The following is a 24,559-nucleotide window of genomic DNA, read 5'->3' on the forward strand; positions in this document are numbered from 1 at the left end:
CGTGCTGGCGCCCCGGCGCCCGGGAACTCTCTTGTGCGACACCATGCGGACCCCGATCTTCGGTCGGGGATCCGCGGAGCCGGAAACGCGGTCTTGAAGAGGTCGATCATGCACCCCGTCGCGCGCACCCCCGAGGCGCCCTTCGGCCGCGCGAAGGCGCAGCCCCGTTCCCGCGCCCGCAGCCTGATGGCGGCGATCCTGGTCGGCACCTCCGTGATGACGGCGGCGCTGCCGGTCCCGGCCTTCGCCAAGGGTCCGGCCTCGCTGGCCGACCTCGCCGAGCAGGTGACCGACGCGGTGGTGAACATCTCGGCCTCCACCACGGTCGAGGCCCGGGGCGGCCGCGCCATGCCGCAGGTGCCGCCGGGCACCCCGTTCGAGGATCTGTTCGAGGAGTTCTTCAACCGCCGCGGCGGACGCGGCGGCGGCGATGGCGACATGCCGCGCCAGCAGCGAAAGTCGAACTCGCTCGGCTCGGGCTTCATCATCGACGCCGCCGGCCTCGTGGTGACCAACAACCACGTCATCGGCGATGCCAACGACATCCAGGTGATCCTGCACGACGGCACCAAGCTGAAGGCCGAGATCGTCGGCAAGGATTCGAAGATCGACCTCGCGGTGCTTCGGGTGAAGCCGCCGGCCGATCACCCGCTCAAGGCCGTGCCGTTCGGCAATTCGGACAAGATGCGGCCGGGCGACTGGGTGATCGCCATCGGCAACCCGTTCGGCCTCGGCGGTTCGGTCTCGGCCGGCATCGTCTCGGCCCGGGGCCGGAACATCGAGTCCGGACCCTACGACAACTACATCCAGACCGATGCGGCGATCAACAAGGGCAATTCGGGCGGCCCGCTGTTCAACATGGACGGCGAGGTGATCGGCATCAACACGGCGATCCTGTCGCCCACCGGCGGCTCGGTCGGCATCGGCTTCGCGGTGCCGTCCGACACGGCCAAGCCCGTCATCGACCAGCTGCGCGATTACGGCGAGGTCCGCCGCGGCTGGCTCGGCGTGCGTATCCAGAACGTCGATGATGCCACCGCCGAGGCCCTGAACCTCAAGGGCGGCGCGCGCGGCGCCCTGGTGGCGGGGGTCGACGAGAAGGGCCCAGCCAAGACCGCCGGCATCGAGGTCGGCGACGTGATCCTGAAGTTCAACGGCGCCCCCGTGAAGGCCTCGGGCGACCTGCCGCGGATCGTGGCCTCGACGCCCGTGGGCCAGAAGGTCGATGTGGTCGTCATGCGCAAGGGCGAGGAGGTGACGAAGCCCGTCACCCTCGGTCGCCTGGAAGACAGCGACAAGCCGCAGTTCGCCAACCTGCGCCAGCCGGAGCCCGAGAGCGCCACGCGTCAGGCGCTCGGCCTCAACCTGTCCGGCATGACCGACGATCTGCGCAAGAAGTACGCGATCAAGGATACCGTGAAGGGCGTGGTCGTCACCCGGGTCGATCCGAACTCGACGGCGGCCGACAAGCGGATCCAGCCCGGCGAGGTGATCGTGGAGGTCGGCCAGGAGGCGGTGAACAGCCCGGCCGACGTCACCAAGCGGATCGATGCCCTGAAGAAGGACGGGCGCAAATCGGTGCTGCTGCTGGTGGCGAGCGCGACCGGCGACGTGCGGTTCGTGGCCCTTGGGCTGGACTGAGCGGCACCATCGGACGAACAATCTCAGGCCGTCGCTTCGCGAGGAGCGGCGGCCTTTCTGTTATCGGGACAGAGCATCGACGCGGAGCCGCGGGCGGTCACACTCACGCGGCGAGTCAGGGTGACTCGAACGATCCCGGACCTATGACGGCCGTCGCCTTCGATACCTTGAAGTTCGCCCGCGCCCTGCGGGAGAAGGCGAAGCTGTCGCCCGAGCAGGCCGAAGGCTTGGCCGACGCTCTGGTCGATGTCTTCGACGGAAATCTCGCCACGAAAGCCGACATCCGCGACGTTCAGGCCGATATCCAACTCGTTCGCCGTGAGGTGGAGACCTTAAAGGTTCAGACCCGGGCAGACATCGAGGCGCTGCGGCTCACAACCAAAGCCGATAGCGAAGCGGTAAAGGGCGCCATCGCCTCCGCCAAGGTCGAGACGGTGCGCTCGCTTGTCGGCGCGATCGGCTTTCAGACGCTGGCCGTGCTGGGCGCCGTGGTGGCCCTGACCCGGACCCTCCCCTGAGCGCTCACCCCACGAACTCCGCCGCCGCGTAGCCCTGGAGATAGAGCAGCGCCGTCAGGTCGCCGTGCTCGACCCGGACCTGCGCCGCGGCCGCGACCGCGGGCTTGGCCCGGAACGCCACGCCGAGGCCGGCCTCGGCCAGCATGTCGAGGTCGTTGGCGCCGTCGCCGACCGCCAGCGTGTCCGCGGGGCCGAGGCCGAGCGTGCCGCGGAGCTCGATCAGCGTAGCGCGCTTCTCGGCCTTGCCGACGATCGGATCCGCGACGGTGCCGGTCAGGCGGCCACCCGCCACGCCCAGCACGTTGGACCGGTGCTCGTGAAAGCCGATCATCGCGGCGATCGGGCCGGTGAACAGGGTAAAGCCGCCCGAGACGAGACAGGTCCGGGCACCGTGGGCCCGCATCGTCCGCACCAGCGTGGGACCGCCCGGCGTGAGGCTCAACCGCTCGGCGATCAGCCCGTCGATCGTATCAACCGGGATGTCTTTCAGGAGCGCCACGCGCTCGCGGAGCGCCGGCTCGAAGGCGATCTCGCCGCGCATCGCACGCTCGGTGATCGCCGCCACATGATCCTTGAGGCCGAGCGTCCCGGCGAGTTCGTCGATGCATTCCTGCTCGATCATGGTGGAATCCATGTCGGCCAGGAACAGGCGCTTGCGCCGATGCGCGTCGGCGGGCAGCACCGCGAGGTCGATCGGCTCGCCGGCGAGCGCCGTCCGGAGCGTGTCGGTGAGTGCCGCCGCGGAGGCGGGCTCGCCCGGGGCCAGCAGCTCGGCCGCGACCTCCCCGTGCAGGATCCGGGGCTGGTGCTCCGTCCGCAGCACGGCGCGCGTCTCGGCCAGCACCGCGTCGGTGATGGACGGCCGATCCGGGTTTGCTATCAGGACCGCGACCAGCATCGTGGAGGTTCGCCTTGCCGTCAGACCGGGAGGAATCCGGGGGGCGCCCGGCGGCGATCCTCATCGCAGGGCCCACCGCGTCGGGCAAGTCGGCACTCGCCGCCCGGCTGGCGGAGCGCCATGGCGGCGTGGTCATCAACACCGATTCCATGCAGGTCTACGCGGATCTGCGCCGCCTGACCGCCCGGCCCGATCCGGCTGAGGAAGCCCGGGTGCCGCACAGGCTCTACGGCCATGTCGACGGCGCCGTGAATTATTCGCTGGGGCATTTCTCGCGGGATGCGGCAGCGTTGCTCCGGACGCTCGACGGGCGGTTGCCGGTCTTCGTCGGCGGCACCGGCCTGTACTTCCGGGCGCTGGAGCAGGGGTTTTCGGAGCTGCCGCCCGTGCCCGAGGCGGTGCGGGCGCAGGTGCGGGAGGCGGCCGAGGGGCGTCCCACCGAGGCGCTGCACGCCGACCTCGCCCGACACGACCCCGAAGGCGCGGCCCGCCTGCGCCCGAGCGACCGGATGCGGGTGATGCGCGCCCTTGAAATCGTCCTCGCCACGGGACGCCCGATCGCGAGCTTCTACGGCGATCCCGTTCCCGGTCCGCTGGCCGGATGGGATCTCAAGAGAATCTTCCTGGCGCCCGACCGCGAACAGCTGCGGGCCCGTATCGACGCCCGGTTCCGGACCATGATCGCGGAGGGTGCGCTGGACGAGGTCGCGCGCCTGCGGTCCCGAAGGCTCGATCCGATGCTGCCGGTGATGCGGGCCCACGGCGTGCCGGGCCTGATCGCTCACCTCGACGGGGCGATCCGTCTCGAAGACGCGATCCATCGCGGGCAGGCGGATACGCGGGCTTATGCCAAGCGCCAGTTCACGTGGTTCCGCCACCAGATGGGGGAGGACTGGCGCTGGATGAGTCCGGAGGGGGCGGCGGCTGAGCTTTGAGCGTGCCGCTCTGCCCCTGTCCGCTCTGCGGGATACGGCACCACCCATCGGCCGGGAAGACGCGCGCTCCTCCCCTCGCGAGGAGGAGGTGGATGGAGGGTGGCGCAGGATCGAGCGGTCCAGTGCCGTCTGCGCCATCCTCGTCCGAGGCCCCTCCCCCGCAAAGGGGGCGGGAGAGGCACAGAACCGGCAGCCCTCCTACTCGCAGACCTCGACGCGGCGGTAGGTGAACTCGCCGTCGCCGAGCCATTCCTTGCGGCGCTCGTAGTGGCAGATCGGGCCGCGGCGCTCGCGGATCACGACGGGCTCGGGCTCCTCGACCACGACGCGGCGCGGACGGTACTCCGGCGGCGGGGGCGGGGGCGGGTTGTTGGCGCCGTTGATGAGGGCGCTGCCCACGACGCCGCCGACCACGCCGGCCGCGAGGCCGCCCACGATGGCGCCGGTATGGTCGCGGGCGGCGGCCGGGGCGACGGCCCCGAGCACCAGGGTCGCGGCGAGGGCGGCGGCCCCGGCGCGAATCATCGTGAAGGAACCGTTGAAGGACACGCGCAACATCTCCCGTTCGTGTTGAGCACGATCCAACACCGGGAGGATTAAAAATCCCCGAAGCGGCCCAATTCGATCGTGTCCCAGATGAACCGGACGATCCGGGGCGCCGACACGGTTCAGAGCAACCCGTCGAGGCTCTCCACGACCGAGGCCGGGGCGAGGTCGGCATATTCCTCCGGCAGCCCCTTGCGATTCACCCAGGCGGTGCGGAACCCGAAGGCGGTCGCCCCCGCCACGTCCCACCGGTTCGAGGAGCAGAACAGCACGTCGCCTGCGCCGACCGCCAGCCGCGTCAGGGCGCTCCGGTAGGCGTCGGGGTGCGTCTTGAACACCTGCGCGTCGTCCACCGACAGCACCGCGTCGAGGTGGTCGGCGAGCCCCGCCGAGGCCACCGCCCGGTCGACCATGGCGGCGTTGCCGTTGGTCAGGATCGCGGTGCGGATGCCGCGCTTGCGTAAGGACGCCAGCACGCCCGGCACCTCCGGATAGGCGTCGAGGTCGCGGTAGGCGTCGAGCAGGCGCTCCCGCAGACCCGGATCCACCCCGGGATGGAGCGCGAGCGCGTAATCGAGGGCCCGCACGGTGAGGTCCCAGAAGGCGGCGTAGCGGCCCATCAGCGCCAGGGTCCAGCTGTATTCGAGCTGCTTGTTGCGCCAGACCTCGGACAGGTGGTCGGCGTCCGGCCCCACCGCATCGGCGTAGCGCTGGACCGCGGCGTTCACGTCGAACAGCGTGCCGTAGGCGTCGAACACGGCGGCCTTCACGCCCGCGAGCGGTCCTGATGCGTCGGTCATGGCGTTCCTCTCTGGGTGCTCCCGCCCGATCTGGGGCCGGGACCGCGCCGCGGCGAGCCCGACCTGTTTCTCACGCCCGGCGCAGGCGCAGGCCGAACAGGTGCAGCAATCCTGCCAGCAGGCCGCCATAGACCACCGCGCCGGCCAGGCCGAGCAGCACCAGCACGACGAGTTCGCGCCCGTGCGGCAGGGTCGGCACCAGCGCCTGGGCTACGCCTTGGCCGTAGATCGCGACGGCCGCGAGCCCGAGGCAGGCGAGCACGACTCCGGCGACGGTGAGCCCCAGGGTGCGCCCCGGCGCCGTCCAGTTCCGGCGCTTGGCGAGCACCAGCAGCAGGATCAGGTTGACCCATTGGGCGACCGCCGTGGCGAGCGCCAGCCCGGTGACACCGTAGGGGCCGGTGAGCCAGAGCTTGAGCGCGACATTCACCGCGATCGCCGTCAGCGAAGCCCAGAGCGGGGTCTTGGTGTCCTGGCGGGCGTAGAAGCTCGCCGTCGCGCTGCGCACCAGCACCACGGCGGGCAACGCGAAGCCGTAGGCGGCGAGCACCGAGGCCGCCCGGGCGGCATCCTCCGCCCCGAAGGCGCCGCGCTGGAACAGGGCCGCCATGATCAGATCCGGGATGGTCAGGAACGCCACCGTGAACGGCGCCGAGAGCGCCAGGGAGAAGCCCGCCGCCCGGTTCTGCGCCGCATGCGCCCCGGCCACGTCCCCGGCGGCGATCCGGCGGCTCATCTCGGGCAGCAGCACCGTGCCGGCCGCGATAGCGATGACCCCGAACGGGAGCTGGTAGAGCCGGTCGGCATAGTAGAGCGCCGAGACCGCCCCAGTCGGCAGCCAGCTCGCGATGATCGTGTCGGCGAAGGCCGCGATCTGGAAGCCGGCCGAGCCGATCACCGCCGGCCCGAGCACCGCGAAGAAACGGTTCAGGGCCGGGTCTGCCCGGGGCACCGCGAGACCCGGCATCACCCGGGCCCGGCGGCAGCCCCACCAGAGCAGGCCGAACTGGAGCACGCCCGAGACGGCCACGCCCCAGGCGGCCGCGTAGGCGGCGTTCGGGAACAGGACGCTCAACCCCAGGGCGGCCAGCATCGCGAGGTTGAGCAGAACCGGAGCGCCCGCCGCCACGGCGAAGTGCCGGTGGGCGTTGAGGATGCCCGACAGCAGCGTCACCAGCGTCATGAACAGCAGATACGGGAAGGTGATGCGGGTCAGCGCCACCGCGAGCCGGAAGCGCTCGCCGTCCTCCGCGAAGCCCGGCGCGAGCGCATGCACGACCCAGGGCATCGCCGGCAGGGCGATGTTCAGCAGCACGAGCTGCACGATCAGCATCAGGGTGAAGACGCGGTCCGCGAAGCGATGCGCGTCCCCCGGGGCACCCGCCTCCGCGAGCCCGGCATAGGCCGGCACGAAGGCGGTGTTGAACGCGCCCTCGCCGAAGATCGCCCGGAAATGGTTCGGCAGCCGGAACGCCACCACGAAGGCGTCGGCCATCGGCCCCGCGCCCATCACGGCGGCCATCACCACGTCGCGGGCGAAGCCGGTGACGCGCGAGACCAGGGTCCAGCCGCCGACCGAGAGGATGGAGCGGATCATGGGTTGGGGCGCCACGCTCCGCGGCTCCCCTCCCCCCTCTGCGGGGGAGGGTACCCTGCGCAGCGGGGGGGGCCGGGACGAAGTCCCGCAAGGGGGGCAGCGCGACGGTTCAGGCTATGACGCGCCTCGCGACCTTTCCCGAAACGTCGCTCCCCTCTCCCGACCCCTGCCGACGCAGGGGCCACCCTCCCCCGCAGAGGGGGAAGGGTGCACAGCGGAAACGTCGCTGATGTCGATTGCAGGGGAATGGCCGAACCCTTCAGCACCGGATCATCCGGCGATGCGCGCATCAAGAGCCGGTTTCATCGGCCATCTCAAGGGTGCCGCGGGTCCAGGATCCGCGGCACCGGCTGGACGCCTCAGGCGGTCGCCTCGGCGTACATCTTCTCCACGTGCTCCCAGTTCACGAGGTTCTCGATGAACGCCTTGAGGTAGTCGGGCCGGCGGTTGCGATAGTCGATGTAGTAGGAGTGCTCCCACACATCCACGCCGAGGATCGGCTTGGCGCCGTGAACCAGCGGGTTCTCGCCGTTCGGGGTCTTCAGGATCGCGAGCTTGCCGTCCTTCACGGCGAGCCACGCCCAGCCCGAGCCGAACTGGCTGACGCCCGCCTGGATGAAGTCCGCCTTGAACTTCTCGGCGCCGCCGAGATCCTCGTCGATCTTCTTGGCCAGCGCCCCGGGGATCGCGCCACCGCCGTTCGGCTTCATCCACTGCCAGAAGTGGATGTGGTTGTAGTGCTGGCCGGCGTTGTTGAAGAGCGGCTGATTCGTGTTGTAGGCGGCCTTCACGATCTCCTCGACACTCTTGCCCTGGAGATCGGTGCCCTCGAGCAGCTTGTTGCCCGTATCGACATAGGCCTTGTGGTGCTTGTCGTGGTGGAACTCGAGGGTTTCCTTCGACATGTACGGCCCGAGCGCGTCGTAGGCGTAGGGCAGTTCCGGCAGGGTGAAGGTCATCGCGTCTGTCTCCGCTTGGCAAAGAACATTGGCAGGGGGCAGCCTCGTCCCCGGCGGGGGCTCCCGAGTCGAGAGACCGCTAGGTAAGTCGAGCGCCGCGTGACGGCAACGCCGTTCCGGGCCAGCCGCGCGGGAAGTCCCAGGAACGAAGGCCGCTGGGCCGTATGAGTCCGCCGGCAGACAACCGGCGGCGTGCGCTATCCCGTGCGATCTCGCCATCCGGTTTTGCAATCTAGCGGCCAGGGCTTACTGTGCGGCACGCCTTGAGGGCCGGCGGGGAGCCGGCACGTGCCAGAGAGTCTCATGATCGCTGCGCTGTTCGCGCTCGCCGCCGCCATGATCATCGGGGGCTGCGCCGCCGTGATCCAGGGCTTCCCCTATGTGCGTCTGGAGAGCGGACTCGCGATGGTGATCGCGGGCTCGGTGGCGGCCTCCTCGGGGGCGGTCCTGCTCGGTCTCGGCGTGCTCGCCATCAGCTTCCGGCGCGTCGCGCGGGCGATCGCGCAGATCCCGATATCCGGCCCGCGCGAAGCCGCGCCGATCGCCGTGCCGAGCGCAGCCGACGAGGGCCGGGGCCGGCCGCCGATCCTGCCCGCGGCTCCGGCCTTCATCGTGCCGTCGGTCGTGGAGCCGCCCTTCGATCCCGAGCGCCCCCGGATCGAGCCGAACCTGGATCTCCGGCCGGAGGCGGCTTCGCCTGTGCCGGCTGATCTGCCGAAGCCGGTCCGGGCCGATCTGACGCCCAACCCACCCGCGCCGCCGGCGATCCCGCGCGGACCGATCCTTCCGCCGAGAGAGCCCCCCAGGCTCGAAGTTCCCCAGCCGGCGGCGCCCAGGCCGGAGCCGGCCCCGGCGGCAGGCGTGATCGCCCCGGAAGACGATCTGTTCGCCGCGCCCGAAGCCCCGGCGGAGCCGGAGGGGGCACCGACCGCACATCCGGCCCCTGCGCCGGAGCCGGCGCCCGCAGCGCCGAATCCGGAGGCGCGCACCGTGGTCGGGCGCTACGCCTCGGGCGGCAACACCTACGTGATGTTCGAGAACGGCTCGATCGAGGCGGAGACGCCGCAGGGCCGGTTCACCTTCGCGTCCCTCGACGAGTTGAAGGCCTTCGTGGATGGCGGCGGCGAATCCGGCACCCGAGGCGCCGCCTGATCAGACCAGCGGGTTGAGGCTGTCGTTGCGCGGCGGGATCGGGGCCCGCATGGTGAGGGCGAAGCCTCCGGGGGCATAGTCGGTCGTCACCTCGGCCTGGACCTGCGCGATCAGCACCCGCTGGAGCAGCCGCGAGCCGAAACCCTGGCGGCTCGGCGGCGCGACCGGCGGCCCCCCGGTCTCCCGCCAGCAGAAGCGCAGGATCCCGGCGGGCCCGCCGGGCTCCAGCGTCCAGTCCACCGCGACCCGCCCGGTCCGGTTCGAGAGCGCCCCGTATTTGGCGGCGTTGGTGGTGAGTTCGTGGATCGCCATCCCGATCGGCACCGCGATCTCCGAGGGCAGATCGATGGCCGGCCCCGACAGGCTGATCCGGCCCTCGGCGCCCCCCTCCGCGGTCACCTCCGCGTAGGGCCTCAGCTCGTTGAGCAGGAGATTCTCCAGCGAGGCCATCTGCCACGTGTCCTCGGTGAGCACCGAGTGGGTGTGGGCCAGCGATTTGATGCGCCCGACGAAGGCCTCGTAGAAGCTCTCGATGCTCGATGCCGTGCGCGCCGTGGAGCCCACGATCGCCTGGACGGTGGCGAGCGTGTTCTTCACCCGGTGGTGCAGCTCGCGGATGAGCAGGCTCTGGCGCTCCTCGGCGATGCGCCGGTCGGTCACGTCCGCCACCACCCCGATCAGGCGGCGCGGCAGGCGGCCGGGGGCGTCGCGCTCGAACCGGCCGGCCATGTCGATCGTGCGCCACGCGCCGTCCGACTTGCGCCGGATGCGGCCGCTGATCTGCAGGATCCCGTCCTCCCGCAGCGCCCGCGAGATCGCCTTGCGCACCGCCGGCCGGTCCTCCGGGTGGAGGATGTCGTTGAGGAACTCGGCCTTGCCGATGGTGCCGTCCTCGGGCGCGTGCCCGAAGATCTCGTACATGTGCTCGTTCTCCCAGATCGCCTGGTCCTCGAGCATGTGCCACTCGAAGATGCCGAGCTTGGCGATCGTGGTGGCGACGCGCAGGCGCTGGTCGCGGGACAGGATCTCGTCCCGGGCCTCGACCCGGGTGGTGATGTCCTGGATGACGCCGACCATGCTGAGGGGCCGGCCGTCGGGACCCGGCACCGCCTGCCCCCGGACCCGCAGGATCACCGTGCGCCCGGTGACCGTGATGGGCGTGTCGAACTGGTAGGGCGAACCCGTCGAACCCGCCTCGGCGATGAGCGCGCTGAGGCGGGCGTGCTCGGCCTCCGACAGGCTGGACTTCAGCTCCTCCCAGGACACGGAGCGGCCCGGCGGCCGGCCCAGGATCCGCGCGGCGCGGCGCGAGAGCGTCAGGAGGCCCGTCGCCCTGTCCCAGCGCCATTCCCCGAGGCCGGCCGCGGTCAGCGCCTCGCTGTTGGCCTCCGAATGGGCGGCCGTGTCGACGTCGACGGATTCGACCACGAGGGTACGGCCCGCCCGGCGCACCCGCACGTCCAGGCTGCTGCCATCGGCGCGCCGCCAGAATTGAAGGCCGGTCTGGAGCCCTCCGGGCTCCTCGCCGAGCATGTCGGCCACCGCCCGGCCGACCAGGGTGCCGGGCGCCCAGCCGATCAGATCGTGCAGGGTCCGGTTGGCGGCGGCGATCACGGTCTCGTCCGCCGACAGCACGAGGAGGCCGATCGCGGCCTCGTCGAAGCCGGTGCGATACGGGTCGTCCGCCGCCGGGCCCTGGCCCACCCACTCACTCACTTGGACGAATCCTCGAACGCGCCCCAGCGCGCTCACGCAGGAGATGGCCCCTCGCCCGTCGCGACCGGATCAGGATGGCGCCCGAGCGTGGCCGTGGCAAGGTGATCCCCCGGAATTGCGGTGCCCCGTCCCTGCGGGCTTAGAGCCTGGACGGCCGAAGGGGAAGCCGGGCGTGCGTCAGGCGGAGGTTCCGGAGCCGCGCGGCAGGCGGGCGAATTCCAGGTAGGTCGGCCGCCGTCCGGCCGCCAGCGCCTTGGCCTCGTAGCGGGTGCCGGGCCAGCCCGGGAAGGGTTTCGTCCAGTCCGACGCCGCCCGCGCCGTCCAGGTCAGGACCGGGCAGCGCGCGGCCCGGACCAGGGTCCAGCCGGCATAGTCGTCGATGTCGCTGGCGAAGCGGAACAGGCCGCCATCCTTGAGCACCCGGCCGATCTCGGCGAGCGAGGCGTCCGAGACGAAGCGGCGCTTGCGCTGGCGCCGCTTCGGCCAGGGATCGGGATAGAGCAGGTAGACCCGGTCCAGGCACGCATCCGGCAGGCGCGCCAGCAGGGCGGTCACGTCCTCGTCGCGGATGCGGATGTTGCGCAAGGACCGCGCCTCGATCGCGGCGAGAAGCTTCACCACGCCGTTGACGAAGGGCTCGGCCCCGATGAAGCCGGTGTCGGGATGGGCCGCGGCCTGCGCGGCGAGGTGCTCCCCGCCCCCGAAGCCGATCTCCAGCCAGACCGCTTCGGGTGGGGCGGGGAAGAGCGTGCGCGGATCGAGGGGTTTGTCGTCCGGCGGCAGGGTGACGCGCAGGTTCGGCAGCAGCTCGGCGAGGCGCCGCTCCTGCTCGCCACGCAGGCGCTTGCCCTTGCGCCGGCCGAAGAAGGCGCGCTCCGGCTCCTCGGCCGAGGGACCGGGCGGCCGGCTCATCTCAGACATGGCAACGACTTGGTTTCGGCCCGTTCAGCGCAAGAGCGAAGGGTTTCCAAGGGGCGCGAGCCCTTTGGCGGGTCGTCGGGGCGGAGCCTGACAGCAGAGCTTGAGCCCTGCACCCGCAAAAGGTTTCGACCGTCTGGAACCAGACTGCGCGCGGCTCAGGCCAGCGCCGACTTCAGCTTGTCGGCGAGGTCGGTCCGCTCCCAGGAGAAGCCGCCATCGGCCTCCGGGGCGCGGCCGAAATGGCCGTAGGCCGCAGTGCGCGCATAGATCGGCTTGTTGAGGCCGAGCGCCGTGCGGATGCCGCGGGGCGAGAGGTCCAGGGCGTCCATCAGCACGCCTTCGAGCTTGGCCTCGTCGACGTTCCCGGTGCCGTGCAGGTCCACGTAGATCGAGAGCGGCTTCGACACGCCGATCGCGTAGGCGAGCTGGATCGTCGCGCGCCGGGCGAGCCCGGCCGCCACGACGTTCTTGGCGAGGTAGCGGGCCGCGTAGGCGGCCGAGCGGTCCACCTTGGTCGGATCCTTGCCCGAGAAGGCGCCGCCGCCATGGGGGGCCGCACCGCCGTAGGTGTCCACGATGATCTTGCGGCCGGTGAGGCCGGCATCGCCGTCCGGGCCGCCGATCACGAACTTGCCGGTCGGGTTCACGTGCCAGACGGTCCCCTCGTTGACCCAGCCCTCCGGCAGGGCCTTGCGGATGTAGGGCTCGACGATGGCGCGCACGTCCGCCGAGTCCAGGGACTCGTCGAGGTGCTGGGTCGAGAGCACGATCTGCGTGACCTCGACCGGCCGGCCGTTCTCGTAGCGGACCGTCACCTGGCTCTTGGCGTCGGGGCCGAGCTTGGCGGCATCGCCCTGCTTGGCCCGGCGGGCGTCGGCGAGGTCCTTGAGGATCCGGTGGGCGTAGAAGATCGGGGCCGGCATCAGCTCCGGGGTCTCGTCGGCCGCGTAGCCGAACATGATGCCCTGGTCGCCCGCGCCCTCATCCTTGTTGCCGGCCGCGTCCACGCCCTGGGCGATGTCGGCCGACTGCGCGTGCAGATGGATGGCGACGTCGTTGTTCTTCCAGTGGAAGCCCGCCTGCTCGTAGCCGATATCCTTCACCGCCTCGCGGGTCAGGGCTTCGAGATCCTTGAAGGTGACCGAATCCGGCCCGCGCACCTCGCCGGCGATGACGATGCGGTTGGTGGTGGCCAGCGTCTCGACGCCGAGACGCGCCTCAGGCATCGCCGACAGATAGGCATCGACCACGGTATCCGAGATCCTGTCGCAGACCTTGTCCGGGTGCCCCTCGGAGACGGACTCGCTGGTGAACAGGTAGTTGGAACGCGGCATGGATGGCCTCGGCTGCAGAGCACGCCGGCGCAATCGCGGCGCTTGACCCTTCTTGGGGTCGGGGTTCTCGCACCCGACCTGAGTCCGGTCAAGACGGATTGCCGAACGGATCCGCTATAACGGACGATGCGAGCGAAAAAACGGCCGGTGCCGAATACCTAGAGCACCGTTCCGGAGATCAGAATCGGTACGATGCTCGAGGTTCTGGTTCCCGCATCATCTTGTTTCCGAAAGCCAGCGACCAGCTTTCGGGACGATGCTTTAGCTGCCGAGCTTGTTCTCCAGCGCCCGGATCGCGTCGGCGACGTTGCGGCGGGTCTCTTCGGAGCAATTCTCGATGATGTGCCGGCCCACGACCTCGGCCAGCCCCTTCAGCCCGCTGTCGGACAGGGGAGCCTGCTCGCGCTCGCCGAAGCCGGGGGCGACGAAGTCGTCGGTCCGCGGCATGCCCTTGAAGAAGTAATCCATCGGCACGCCGGTCATCCGGGAGAAGATGTCGAGATGGACGGCACTGATCCGGTTGGTGCCCTTCTCGTACTTCTGAAGCTGAGCAGCAGACATACCGAAGCTTTGCGCGACGCGGCGCTGCGTGAGGGATGCCTTCCGCCGCTGCTCAGCGATGCGCTGCCCGACATAGACGTCGCGCTGATCGGTTTTCTGACCCGCCATGAAGAAGCTCGCCCACCCCCTTGCCACGATTCCTGGCGGCAAAGCTTAGCGCGGACCGGACATCTTGTCACCGGTGGACGATCCACAGGGTGAAGTATCCGCTTACGCCGCAAGCTGTGCGGCGTCCCCGAATGCGGAATGCCCGAATGCGGAATGATGGCGTCCCCGGCAGGGCTCGAACCTGCGACCCCAGGTTTCATACCACTTCGGCTTTCGCCGCCGCGACCCGAGAGCCGCGTTCGTGGCCTGGACTATCCCTTCACCCTGGACCGGACTCGCGTCCGGGCTTTAGGTGCCGCCCGTCTAGTCTCTACACCTTCCCGCGGAGCGCGGATGCGCCGGGCGGGCTTGGCTCGGGATCGGCAGGGTGCCGGACGACAGGCGCCGGCGCCGGAAGCTTTCCCCGACTTTGAGCGGATCCGCCGCGCGGTTTCCCGGCGCGACGCCCAATTGAACCTGTTTAGGAAACCTGTGCTCTGTCCAGCTGAGCTACGGAGACAACCGGGGGCTCCATAGCATTTCCCCCGTCGCAGGCCAACCGCACGCCGGTGGACAGGCGCTTTCCACGGCGCATGATGTCCCGGGGTATCGCATGCGTGGGACGGCGGGATCGGCGAAGCGGATCGGGACCGCGCTTCTGGCCGCCTGGGCGGGCGTGGCCACCGCGTGGGCGGCACCGCGGGGCGGCGCGGCGGATTGCACGGCGGGCCCGTCGCGCCCCGAGGTGCTGGAGGGCATCGGACTCCGGGGCGAACTCCGCCTTGCCTCGGGGGCCCGGGCGGTGCTCGATTCCCTGCGCTGGCCGGATGCGCCGGATATGGCCGCGGCGGCGCAGGCCTGGCTCGACGCGCGGCGGGGCACCGCCCTCACGCTGACGCCGCGGGGGCAGCGCGACCGCTGGGGCCGGGAGCGGGCCGATATTCAGCGCGCGGAGGGCGATGAGGATCTCGCGGGCGGCCTGATCGGCGAAGGGCTGGCCTTTGCGGACGCGAACGAGGCCGATTCGCTCTGCCGCCCGGCCCTGCATCTGGTCGAGGCGGCCGCGCGGGCAAAACGGCTCGGCCTGTGGCGCGAGCCCCTACCCGCCGCGACCGATGGTCCGGCGCTGCGGGCGCTCGCCGGCCGCTTCGTGGTGGTGGAGGGCCGGCTGCGCCATGTCGGCGCGCGCAGCAACCGGGCCTATCTCGATTTCGGCATACGGGGCACGGACGCGCTCACGGTGACGGTATCGAAACGCACTTGGCGAAGGGTGCGTGCCCGTGGTTTGAGTGCAGCCTCGCTCGAAGGCCGGCCCGTGCGGGTGCGCGGCGTCCTGGAAATCTGGCGCGGTCCGACCCTGGAGGCCGGGGCCGACGCCATCGAGGTCCTCGGCGAGGCGGACCGGCCCGAGGCCGGCCCGGAGACGGAACGGGGGCTGCGGCGCTGATCGCGATGGGCGGGATCACGGGGGGATTCTTTCGATGGGCGGACCGTGTCTCGCCGAGGTCGGCGGCGCCCTGTGCCGCGGCCTTGTTGAGCATGCTCCTGGGTGCCTGCGTGGCCGACCAGACCGCCGCGACCGTGCAGCCGGCCGTGGTGCGGGTCCCCGTCGAGGCGCCGCGGACCACCGGCCGCGAGCGCGTCGCGGATGCGGATCATCTCAAGCTGGTCGCCTCCTTCGGCGGCGAGGCCCGTGCCCCCAACGTGACGCGGATGCTCACGGAGGTGACCGACCGCCTCGTGAAGGCGAGCGACCGGCCGGACCAGACCTACGTGGTGACGCTCCTCGATTCCCCCGTGGTCAACGCCTTCGCGCTGCCGAACGGGCGGCTCTACGTCACCCGCGGGCTGGTGGCGCTGGCGAGCGACACCTCCGAGGTGGCGGCCGTGCTGGCGCACGAGATGGCGCACGTGACCCTCAACCACGCCACCGCCCGCAGCGAGCTGGAACTGCGCTCGGCGCTGGTCAGCCGGGTCGTGCGGGACGTGCTGAACGACCCCGATACCGGCGCGCAGCTCCAGAACCAGTCGCGCTTCGCGCTCGCCCGCTTCTCCCGGGAGCAGGAGCTGGAGGCGGACGCCACCGGCGTGCGCACGCTCGCCAAGGCCGGCTACGATCCGTTCGCGGCGGGCCGGTTCCTCACCGCCCTCAACCGCTCGACCGGGCTGAAGGCCAACAGCGCCGCCGAGCCCGACATGCTGGCGACCCATCCGGGCACCGCCGAGCGCGTCGCGCAGGTCACCCGGGCGGCCCGCCGCATCGGCGCGCCGGGCATCGGCACCGACGACCGGGCCGGCTACCTCGCCGCGGTGGACGGGCTCGCCTACGGCGACAACCCGCGCGACGGCGCGGTGCGGGGCCACCGCTTCATCCATCCCGGCCTCGGCATCGCCTTCGAGGTGCCGGACGGGTTCGCCTTGGAGAACACCCGCTCGGCGGTCCTCGGCACGACTCCGGACGGCAACCGGCGCCTGCTGTTCGACCAGATCGAGGCCAAGGACGGCCAGCCCCTCGACGCCGTGCTGAAGGCGAGCTGGAACGACGCGTTCGATCCGGCGGGCTTCGAGACCCGGGAGGTGGCCGGCCACCCGGCGGCCTTCGCGCTGTCCAGGGGCAAGGAATGGACCTTCCGGCTCGCGGCGATCCGGGTCGGCGACTCGACCTACCGGATGATCATGGCCGCCAAGGGCGCGACCGATCCCGACCCGGCCTTCCGCCGCTGGACCGCGACCCTCGGGTCGATCGCGCCCGACGAGGCGGTCCTGCGCCCCCTGCGGCTGCAGGTGGTGCAGGCGACCGCGCCCGGCGCCGAGGAGCTCGCCCGCCGCATGGCGGTGCCCGACCGGGCGCTCGAACGCTTCCTCGTCCTCAACGGGCTGGAGCGGGGCGCCTCACTGGTGCCGGGCCGCAGCTACAAGATCGTGACGGAATAGCGGCCCTGCGCGGTCGCGGCTTGTGCGGAACGCGGCCCCGGAGATCCTTCCGAGGTCGTTCAGGGAGAGCGCCGTGATTCGATTCTTCTACAATCTCAGCCCCAATCCCATGAAGGTCGCCCTCTGCCTGGAGGAGATGGGCCTGCCCTACGAGCCGGTGCCGGTGGATACCCGCAAGGGCGAGCAGTTCGACCCCGCCTATCTGGCGCTCAACCCGAACGGGAAGGTGCCGACGATCGTCGACGGCGACGTCACGGTGTTCGATTCGAACGCGATCCTGCTCTACCTCGCGGGCAAGACCGGCCTGTTCCTGCCGGAGGGCGAGCCGGTCCGGGGCGAGATGCTGTCCTGGCTGATGTTCGTGGCCACCGGCATCGGGCCGTTTTCCGGCCAGTGCGTGCATTTCCGCCATTTCGCGCGGGACGGGGGCGCCTACGCCACCGAGCGCTACACCTACGAGGCGCGCCGCCACTGGGGCATCCTCGACCAGCGGCTGAAGGACCGGCCCTACATCCTGGGCGAGACCTACACGATCGTCGACATGGCAGCCTGGGGCTGGGCCCGGATGGTGCCGTTCGTGCTCGGCGAGGAGGCTTTCGAGGGCCTTCCCAACGTGAAGCGCCTTCTCGATACGATCAACGCCCGGCCGGCGGCCCAGGCCGCCGAGGCCCTGAAGACCCGGCACAGCTTCAAGGCCGAGATGGACGACGAGGCGCGACGCATCATGTTCCCCGCCACGCAGAGTGCCGCCTGACGGACGATCATCCGAGCCCGACCGGCGGTTCAGGATTTTCACACGGCTTCGCCCTTCGCGGGTGCCGAGCGCGGAGCCCCGACGGGGTCTCCGGGGCTCTGCGCTGGCCCCGCGCAAGGGTTCGCCCTATCGGACTCCTGATTTTCGATGGCGAGTCGTCAGATCGAAAACATTCTCTCGCGCCATGCCGATGACATGCTCAAGTAGAATTTAAACGCCCTCAAGACTAAATATTTGGATCCGCGATTGTTGGAAAGCGGCCGGTTATTCAAATCTTTGTACTTTCGGAGAAGATCGGACCCGATTCCAAGTCATGCTGGGCGGTTCCATGGAATGGGTGCGTGGTCCGGTTGTCACGGCCACGCTGCCATTCGTAGATTGACGGAATCGTGTCCGCGAGTCCGTTCCGCATGTCCAATCCGACGAAACAAACCGAGCTGACGCTCCGCGGCCTCGTGCTCGGCGGGGTGCTCACCCTGCTCTTCACCGCCGCCAACGCCTATCTCGGCCTCAAGGTCGGGCTCACCTTCGCGACCTCGATCCCCGCGGCGGTCATCTCGATGGCGGTGCTGCGCCACCTGCCCGGCGTCACCGTGCAGGAGAACAACATCGTCCAGACCATCGCGTCCGCGGCCGGCAACCTCGCCTGCATCATCTTCGTCCTGCCGGGGCTGGTGATGGTCGGCTGGTGGCAGGGCTTCCCGTGGCTCACCACGGCCGGCATCACCCTCACCGGCGGCGTCCTCGGCGTGCTGTTCTCCGTTCCGCTGCGCCGGGCGCTCGTGGTCGAGTCCGACCTGCCCTTCCCCGAAGGCCGCGCCGCCGCGGAGGTGCTGGTGGTGGGTTCGGGCAGCCGCACCGGCGAGGCGGACAGCGCCCTCGGCCTGCGCCTGCTGGCCTGGAACAGCCTCGTCTCGGCGGGATTCGCGGCCCTGGCGCAGACCCGGCTCGTGCTCGACACCGCCGGGTACTGGTTCCGGGTCGGCGCGGGCGCGACGGGCATCGCCGGCAATCTGTCCTTCGCGCTGATCGGCGTGGGGCATCTCGTCGGCCCCTCGGTCGGGGCCGCGATGGGCCTCGGGCTGGTGATCGCCTGGGGCGGCCTCGTGCCGCTGCTGACCGCGCAGGGCGTGCCGGGGGCGGATCTCGAGAGCTGGACCGGCGCGGTCTTTCGCCAGGATGTGCGCTTCTTCGGGGCCGGCGTGATGGGGGTCGCGGCAGTCTGGACGCTGATCCGGATCGCCGCCCCGGTGCTGGGCGGCATCCGTTCCGCCTTCGCGGCCCGCCGGGCCCGGGGCGAAGGCCGGACGCTGGCGCTGGAGGAGCAGGACCTGCCGATCACCGCGGTCATCCTCGTCGCGCTCGGCCTGCTGGTACCGATCGCGGGGCTGCTGTGGGGCGTGCTGGCCGGCACGCCCCTGGAGGGGCAGACCCTGCCCCTGGTGGGCGGCGCCCTGGTGCTCATCCTAGGAGTCGGGCTCGGCGTGGCCGCCGTGACCGGCTACATGGCCGGGCTGATCGGCGCGTCCAACTCGCCCGTGTCGGGGGTCGGCATCCTGGCCGTCCTGACGAGCGCGGTGATCCTGCTGTGGCTGTTCGGGCGCGCCGGGGACCCGCAGGGCACGGCGGCCCTGGTCGCCTACGCGCTGGCCGTGACCGGGATCATCTTCGGCATCGCCACCATCGCGAACGACAACCTGCAGGATCTGAAGACCGGCCAGCTGGTCGGCGCCACCCCGTGGAAGCAGCAGGTCGCCCTGGTGATCGGCGTGGTGGCCGGGTCGCTGGTGATCCCGCCGGTCCTGAACCTGCTCGGATCGAGCTTCGGCTTCGTCGGCGCCCCTGGCGCCGGCCCGAACGCGCTGGCCGCGCCGCAGGCCGGCCTGATCTCGGCGCTCGCCAAGGGCGTGCTCACCGGCTCGGCCAACTGGCGCATGCTGGGCTGGGGCGCCGCCGCCGGCCTCGTCCTGGTGGTCCTCGACGAGGGCCTGGGCCGTCTGCGGTGGCTGCGCCTGCCGCCCCTGGCGGTCGCCCTCGGGATCTACCTGCCGATGAAGCTGGTCCTGCTCCTGATCGCCGGCGCGGTGATCGGCACCCTGTACAACCGCTGGGCGCGCGGGGGCGCCGATCCGGAGCGGGCCGTGCGCCTCGGGACGCTGACGGCCACGGGCCTGATCGTCGGCGAGAGCCTGTGGGGCGTCGTCTACGCGCTCATCGTCTACCTGTCGGGCAGCGAGGCGCCGCTCGCGCTCGTCGCGGAGGGGAGCGGCGGTCCCGCGCTGATCGTCGGGCTGCTCCTGTTCCTCGGGCTCGGCGCGGGAGCCTACCGCTACACGGTGCGGAACGCGGCGTGACTCGCGGCGTCTCAGGGCGCCGGGGCGGTCACGGACAGCATCGGCAGGGTAATCGCGAGCGCCCCGTGCGGCGCTCTGTCGGCGCCCAGGGTCAGGCAGGCCGCGAGGCCGAGACACAGGGCGAGACCGAGCAGCGAGGTCTCGAAGCCGCGGTAGACCCAATCCATGGCGGTGCCCTTTCGCGAGGCATCGCCAGAATGGGCCGGTCGGGTTAACGGATCGGTGTGCGGCGTTACCAGCCGGAGGCGACGAGGGCGGCCCCGGCGGCGATCAGCGCGATCCCGATCCAGGCGGCGAGGCTCAGGGTCTCGCCGAGCAGGGTGGCGCCGAGGAGCGCGACCAGCACGACGCTGAGCTTGTCGAGGGGCGCGACCCGGGCGGCATCGCCCAGCGACAGGGCCCGGAAGTAGCAGAGCCAGGACGCCCCGGTGGCGAGACCGGACAGAATCAGGAACACGAGGCTGCGGCCGGACATCTGCGCGAGTCCGCCCGTCTGGCCTGAAGCGACGACGATCGCACCGGCGAAGATCAGGATGACCGCCGTGCGCACCAGGGTCGCGACATCCGACGGGACGCCCGAGACCCCGAGCTTGGCGAGGATCGCGGTGAGTGCCGCGAACCCCGCCGCGGCGAGCGCCCAGAAGCGCCAGGATTGCAGCAGGTGGCTCACGAGGATCTCATACGGCTTCGTTTCGGGCTCTCGGACGCACCGCCATCCGGGCGAGCGGATCGACCGGGCGATCCGGGCGGATGGCATACCCTACAGAAAAGCCGCCGCGCTGTGAGCGCGGCGGCTTCTGCATCACAGGGTGGCGGACGCGACAGCCGCTACGCTACCGTCACAGCAGCTTGTCGACGGTGATCGGCAGGTGGCGCACCCGCTTGCCGGTGGCGTGGAACACCGCGTTGGTGATCGCCGCCGCGGTGCCGACGATCCCGATCTCGCCGAGACCCTTCACGCCGAGCGGGTTCGCCTTGTCCTCCTCGTCCACGAAGATCACGTCGATGTCGTAGATGTCGGCGTTCACCGGCACGTGGTACTCGCCGAGATTGTGGTTCATGAACCGGCCGATCCGGTGATCGAGCATCGATTCCTCCTCCAGCGCCGAGCCGATCCCCATCACGACGCCGCCCAGGATCTGGCTGCGGGCGGTCTTCGGATTCAGGATCTTCCCGGCCGCGATCGCCGAGACGATGCGGGTCACCCGGACCTGCCCCAACTCCGCGTCGACCTTCACCTCGGCGAAGATGGCCGAGTGGGTGTAGGCCTCGTATTTCTGGTTGAAGTCCTTGTCGGGGCCGGCCTCCTCGACGGCCTCGACCTTGTCGACGCCCGCCGCCTGCAGCACCTCGACCAGGGAGACGCTGCGGCTCGGGTCGCCCGCCACCGCGATCCGGCCGTCCGAGAACACCGCCCGCTCGAAGTCGACATTGGCGAGCGGGGAGTTCTCCATGGCGCGGGCGAGCTTGAACACCTGCGCGCCGACGTTGCGGCAGGCCTTCATCACGGCGGTGCCCGAGGAGGCCGCCGTCCACGAGCCGCCCGCGACCGGGGCCTCGGGCAGGCGGGTGTCGCCGAGCTTGGTGGTGACCGCATCCATCGGCAGGCCGAGGGTGTCGGCGGCGATCTGGGTGAGGATCGTGTAGGTGCCGGTGCCGATGTCGCCCGTGGAATTGCCGACCGTCAGGCGGCCGTCGGGGGTGAGGGTCGCGATGGCGCTCGACTGCATCATCATCGATTCCCAGACACCGGTGGCCACGCCCCAGCCGACCAGTTCCTTCCCCTCCCGCATGGAGCGCGGCTCGGGCTTGCGCTTCGCCCAGCCGAAGCGCTCGGCGCCGAGTTCGAAGCAGCGCCGCAGCTCCTTCGAGCCGAAGGGCTTGCCCTCGGCGGTGGCGTCGGATTCGGCGTAGTTCTTCAGCCGCAGCGCGATCGGATCCATCCCGGTCGCGTAGGCGAGTTCGTCCATGGCGGTCTCGATGGCGAACACGCCCGTGACTGCGCCGGGGGCGCGCATGTCGCCCGGCGTCGGCGTGTCGAGCTTCACCAGCCGGTAGTCGAGCGCGACGTTGTCGCATTTGTAGAGAACGCCCGACCAGTTGACGACGACCTCCTGATAATCCTCGTATTGCGAGGTGCCCTGGACGGCGTCGTGCCGCAGAGCCGTCAGCGTGCCGTCCGGCTCGGCGCCGAGCGCGATCGTCTGCAGCGCCTCGGACCGGTAGGTGAAGCTCCACATCTGGTCGCGGGTCAGGGTCACCCGCACGGAGCGCTTCAGCTCCTGCGCGGCCAGCATGGCCAGGAAGGCCTGGTATTGCGGGCGCAGGCCTGAGCCGAAGCCGCCGCCGAGATAGGGATTGAGCACCCGGACCTGATCGGCCTTCAGGCCGAACACGTTGACGAGGTACTGGTGGCTGTTCGAGACGCCCTGGATCTTGTCGTAGACCGTGTAGGTCCCGTCCGCCTCGACCACCACCGTGGTGGCGTGCGGCTCCATCGGGTTGTGGTGCTCGTCGGCGAGGCTGTAGGCGCCCTGCACGCGCACCGGCGCGCTGCTGAAGGCCTTGTCGGCATCGCCCCAGGGCTCCGGCGGCGGCTTGATGCCCTGGCGCTTGTAGGGCGGCTCGTAGGCGCTGCCGCGCAGGGCCCCCAGGTCGGTCTCCGGCTCCTGCGCCGCGTAGGTCACGTGGACGAGCGAGGCCGCGTAGCGCGCCGTCTCGAAATCCTCGGCCACCACCAGGGCGACCGGCTGGCCGCTGAACGCGATCAGGTCGTCATAGAGGGCGCGGAACGGCGAGCCGGGGGGCGCCACCTGATCCTGGAAGTTCTTGTCCCGCCACGCAGTGCGCGGCCGGTTCTCGTGGGTGAGCACCGTGAGGACGCCCGGCACCGCCTCGGCCCTGGCGGAGTCGATCGCCACGATCCGGCCCTTGGCGATGGCGCTCGACACCACGACGCCGTAGGCGAGATCGGGGGCGGCGAACTCGCCCGCATACTTGGCGAGGCCGGTGACCTTGGCGGGACCGTCGATGCGGCTGCGCGGGGACCCGACGAAGGTGTCGCGGCCGGTGGAGCTGAAGGTCTGAGTCATGGCGGGGCCTACTGGATGCGCTTGTCGCTGAGCGACTGGGGCGTGCCGGCGGCGGCCTGTTCGAGGCCGCGCACGATGGCGCGCCGGGCGAGATCGATCTTGAAGCCGTTCTCCGATTGCGGCTTCGCCTCGGAGACGATGAGGTCGGCCGCCGCCTGGAAGCTTTCGCGGGTGGCGGGCTTGCCTTCCAGCAGGGCCTCGGCCGCGCGGTTGCGCCAGGGCTTGTGGGCGACGCCGCCCAGCGCCAGTCGGGCGGTCTTCACCCGGTCGCCGTCGAGTTCGAGGGCCGCCGCGACCGAGACCAGCGCGAAGGCGTAGGACAGCCGGTCGCGCAGCTTCAGGTAGGTGTAGTGCTGCGGGAATTGGCTCTCCGGCAGATCCACCGACAGGATGATCTCGCCGGGGGCGAGATTGGTGTCCTTCTCCGGCGTGTCACCTGGCAGGCGGTGGAACTCGGCGAAGGGGATCGTGCGCTCGCCCTGCGGCCCGCTCACCTGCACGGTCGCCTCCAGGGCGGCCAGCGCGATGCACATGTCGGAGGGGTGGGTGGCGATGCAGTGCGGGCTCGTCCCGAAGATCGCGTGGATGCGGTTCATCCCGCCGATCGCCGGGCAGCCGGAGCCGGGCTCGCGCTTGTTGCAGGCGGTGGCCGTGTCGTAAAAATAGTAGCAGCGGGTCCGCTGGAGCAGGTTTCCGCCGGTCGAGGCCGCGTTGCGCAGCTGCGCCGAGGCGCCCGCCAGGATGGCGTTGCGCAGCAGCGGATAGCGCGCCGCGACGCGGTCGTCGTAGGCGACCTTGGCGTTGGTGGCGAGCGCCCCGAGCCGCAGGCCGTTCCCGTGATCCTCGATCTTGTCGAGGGGCAGGCGGGTGATGTCGATCAGCCGGCCGGGCTTCTCGACATCGTACTTCATCAGGTCGATCAGGTTGGTGCCGCCCGCGATGAAGCGTGCCCCGGCTCCGAAAGCCTGCACCGCCTCCGCCACCGTGCCGGCGCGGACATAGTCGAATCGGTTCATCGGGCGCCCCCCTGCATGACGTCCTCGATGGCGTCGACGATGTTGGTGTAGGCGCCGCAGCGGCAGATATTGCCGCTCATCGCCTCGCGGATCTCGTCCCTTGTGTGGGCGTGGCCCTCGTTCATCAGGCCGACCGAGGAGCAGAGCTGACCCGGCGTGCAGTAGCCGCACTGGAAGGCGTCGTGCTCGGTGAACGCCTCCTGGATCGGGTGGAGGGCGTTGCTGCCCGCCCTCGCGCCGAGGCTCGCCAAGCCTTCCACCGTGGTGATCTCGGCGCCGTCCTTCATCACGGCGAGCGTCAGGCAGGCATTCACCCGGGTGCCGTTCACCAGCACCGTGCAGGCGCCGCACTGGCCGTGGTCGCAGCCCTTCTTGGTGCCGGTGAGATCGAGTTTTTCGCGCAGCAGATCGAGCAGCGTGGTCCAGGGGGCGACCTGAAGGTCACGCCGCTGTCCATTGATCGTCAGCGTGATGCCGATGGGCGTATCCGCCGACACGGGCGGCTGTTTCTCGAGGAGCATGGCGTGTCCATGGTGCGGGGCGGCAGGTTCGGTCGATAACCATTCCAATCTGAGCCCGTTCCAAGCAGAGATTCTCGATCTCGGATCGGACGGCTCAGGGACCCGTCGCCTCCTCCGACATTGCCGCCCCGGCCCTGCCTCGGCTAAGCTCGACTTTGGCCCATCATGCGGCGTGGCAAAGGGCATAGGCCCAGGGCGCGGGCAAACGGAAGCGGGGTTTCGT

22 protein-coding genes are annotated in these 24,559 nt (G+C 70.5%); 8 read left to right on the top strand and 14 right to left on the bottom strand.

The window, feature by feature from the left end; translation table 11 throughout:
- Positions 1-108 precede the first annotated feature (108 nt).
- Positions 109-1,641 carry a DegQ family serine endoprotease gene (locus FVE89_RS24055; RefSeq protein WP_161392712.1) on the top strand — a complete coding sequence of 511 codons (1,533 nt, stop codon included), beginning with the start codon at positions 109-111 and terminating at the stop codon, positions 1,639-1,641.
- Between the two features lie 143 nt (positions 1,642-1,784).
- Positions 1,785-2,159, top strand: coding sequence for a hypothetical protein (locus FVE89_RS24060; RefSeq protein ID WP_161392713.1), 375 nt, complete (start codon positions 1,785-1,787; stop codon positions 2,157-2,159).
- 4 nt (positions 2,160-2,163) lie between these two features.
- Here FVE89_RS24060 and serB read toward each other — a convergent pair whose 3' ends face one another.
- Positions 2,164-3,057: a phosphoserine phosphatase SerB gene (gene serB, locus FVE89_RS24065; RefSeq protein ID WP_161392714.1), complete on the bottom strand. Its 894-nt coding sequence runs from the start codon at positions 3,055-3,057 to the stop codon at positions 2,164-2,166.
- A gap of 14 nt (positions 3,058-3,071) precedes the next feature.
- On the opposite strand from serB, the gene miaA reads away from it, so the two are divergent.
- Positions 3,072-3,992 carry a tRNA (adenosine(37)-N6)-dimethylallyltransferase MiaA gene (gene miaA, locus FVE89_RS24070; protein WP_161392715.1) on the top strand — a complete coding sequence of 307 codons (921 nt, stop codon included), beginning with the start codon at positions 3,072-3,074 and terminating at the stop codon, positions 3,990-3,992.
- A 198-nt stretch (positions 3,993-4,190) separates the two neighbouring features.
- Here the strand turns inward: miaA and FVE89_RS24075 are convergent, their stop codons facing one another.
- The 4 genes from FVE89_RS24075 to FVE89_RS24090 all read right to left on the bottom strand — a co-directional run bounded on the left by FVE89_RS24075 (position 4,191) and on the right by FVE89_RS24090 (position 7,894).
- Complete coding sequence (locus FVE89_RS24075; RefSeq protein ID WP_246731162.1) at positions 4,191-4,517, bottom strand: hypothetical protein; 327 nt, start codon at positions 4,515-4,517, stop codon at positions 4,191-4,193.
- A gap of 143 nt (positions 4,518-4,660) precedes the next feature.
- Entirely contained in the window at positions 4,661-5,338 is a 678-nt protein-coding gene (locus tag FVE89_RS24080; RefSeq protein ID WP_161392717.1) for a haloacid dehalogenase type II, read from the bottom strand.
- Positions 5,339-5,408: 70 nt separating this feature from the next.
- The gene (gene murJ, locus FVE89_RS24085) at positions 5,409-6,935 is read right to left on the bottom strand and encodes a murein biosynthesis integral membrane protein MurJ (protein ID WP_161392738.1); all 1,527 of its coding nucleotides are present in this window, start codon (positions 6,933-6,935) and stop codon (positions 5,409-5,411) included.
- 359 nt (positions 6,936-7,294) lie between these two features.
- Positions 7,295-7,894 (bottom strand): superoxide dismutase, encoded by a 600-nt coding sequence (locus tag FVE89_RS24090; protein WP_161392718.1) that lies wholly within the window; start codon positions 7,892-7,894, stop codon positions 7,295-7,297.
- 303 nt (positions 7,895-8,197) lie between these two features.
- Between FVE89_RS24090 and FVE89_RS24095 the strand changes: the two genes are divergently transcribed.
- Positions 8,198-9,046, top strand: coding sequence for a hypothetical protein (locus FVE89_RS24095; protein WP_161392739.1), 849 nt, complete (start codon positions 8,198-8,200; stop codon positions 9,044-9,046).
- Here FVE89_RS24095 and FVE89_RS24100 read toward each other — a convergent pair whose 3' ends face one another.
- From FVE89_RS24100 to FVE89_RS24115, 4 genes are all read right to left on the bottom strand, one after another.
- Complete coding sequence (locus FVE89_RS24100) at positions 9,047-10,762, bottom strand: HWE histidine kinase domain-containing protein (protein WP_161392719.1); 1,716 nt, start codon at positions 10,760-10,762, stop codon at positions 9,047-9,049. It abuts the gene before it with no gap.
- A 177-nt stretch (positions 10,763-10,939) separates the two neighbouring features.
- Positions 10,940-11,683 carry a tRNA (guanine(46)-N(7))-methyltransferase TrmB gene (locus FVE89_RS24105; protein ID WP_202131037.1) on the bottom strand — a complete coding sequence of 248 codons (744 nt, stop codon included), beginning with the start codon at positions 11,681-11,683 and terminating at the stop codon, positions 10,940-10,942.
- 155 nt (positions 11,684-11,838) lie between these two features.
- Entirely contained in the window at positions 11,839-13,017 is a 1,179-nt protein-coding gene (gene metK / locus FVE89_RS24110) for a methionine adenosyltransferase (protein ID WP_161392720.1), read from the bottom strand.
- A gap of 261 nt (positions 13,018-13,278) precedes the next feature.
- On the bottom strand, positions 13,279-13,686 hold the full coding sequence (locus FVE89_RS24115) for a helix-turn-helix transcriptional regulator (protein WP_161392721.1): 408 nt from the start codon (positions 13,684-13,686) through the stop codon (positions 13,279-13,281).
- Positions 13,687-14,278: 592 nt separating this feature from the next.
- Here FVE89_RS24115 and FVE89_RS24120 point away from each other — a divergent pair.
- From FVE89_RS24120 to FVE89_RS24135, 4 genes are all read left to right on the top strand, one after another.
- Entirely contained in the window at positions 14,279-15,112 is an 834-nt protein-coding gene (locus tag FVE89_RS24120) for a thermonuclease family protein (protein ID WP_161392722.1), read from the top strand.
- A 92-nt stretch (positions 15,113-15,204) separates the two neighbouring features.
- On the top strand, positions 15,205-16,599 hold the full coding sequence (locus tag FVE89_RS24125) for a M48 family metalloprotease (RefSeq protein WP_246731164.1): 1,395 nt from the start codon (positions 15,205-15,207) through the stop codon (positions 16,597-16,599).
- 73 nt (positions 16,600-16,672) lie between these two features.
- Positions 16,673-17,353 (top strand): glutathione S-transferase family protein, encoded by a 681-nt coding sequence (locus FVE89_RS24130; RefSeq protein ID WP_161392724.1) that lies wholly within the window; start codon positions 16,673-16,675, stop codon positions 17,351-17,353.
- Between the two features lie 410 nt (positions 17,354-17,763).
- Entirely contained in the window at positions 17,764-19,707 is a 1,944-nt protein-coding gene (locus FVE89_RS24135) for an oligopeptide transporter, OPT family (protein ID WP_161392725.1), read from the top strand.
- A gap of 11 nt (positions 19,708-19,718) precedes the next feature.
- Here FVE89_RS24135 and FVE89_RS30665 read toward each other — a convergent pair whose 3' ends face one another.
- From FVE89_RS30665 to FVE89_RS24155, 5 genes are all read right to left on the bottom strand, one after another.
- The gene (locus FVE89_RS30665) at positions 19,719-19,874 is read right to left on the bottom strand and encodes a hypothetical protein (protein ID WP_202131038.1); all 156 of its coding nucleotides are present in this window, start codon (positions 19,872-19,874) and stop codon (positions 19,719-19,721) included.
- Positions 19,875-19,939: 65 nt separating this feature from the next.
- Positions 19,940-20,377, bottom strand: a complete 438-nt coding sequence (locus tag FVE89_RS24140) for an EamA family transporter (protein ID WP_161392726.1) — start codon at positions 20,375-20,377, stop codon at positions 19,940-19,942.
- Positions 20,378-20,546: 169 nt separating this feature from the next.
- Entirely contained in the window at positions 20,547-22,799 is a 2,253-nt protein-coding gene (locus FVE89_RS24145; protein WP_161392727.1) for a xanthine dehydrogenase family protein molybdopterin-binding subunit, read from the bottom strand.
- A gap of 8 nt (positions 22,800-22,807) precedes the next feature.
- Positions 22,808-23,815 carry a xanthine dehydrogenase family protein subunit M gene (locus tag FVE89_RS24150; protein ID WP_161392728.1) on the bottom strand — a complete coding sequence of 336 codons (1,008 nt, stop codon included), beginning with the start codon at positions 23,813-23,815 and terminating at the stop codon, positions 22,808-22,810.
- The gene (locus FVE89_RS24155) at positions 23,812-24,336 is read right to left on the bottom strand and encodes a (2Fe-2S)-binding protein (RefSeq protein WP_161392729.1); all 525 of its coding nucleotides are present in this window, start codon (positions 24,334-24,336) and stop codon (positions 23,812-23,814) included. Before FVE89_RS24155 ends, FVE89_RS24150 begins: the two co-directional genes overlap by 4 nt.
- Between the last annotated feature and the right edge of the window lie 223 nt (positions 24,337-24,559).

The organism is Methylobacterium sp. 2A (genome assembly GCF_009806555.1).
Lineage (GTDB): Bacteria > Pseudomonadota > Alphaproteobacteria > Rhizobiales > Beijerinckiaceae > Methylobacterium.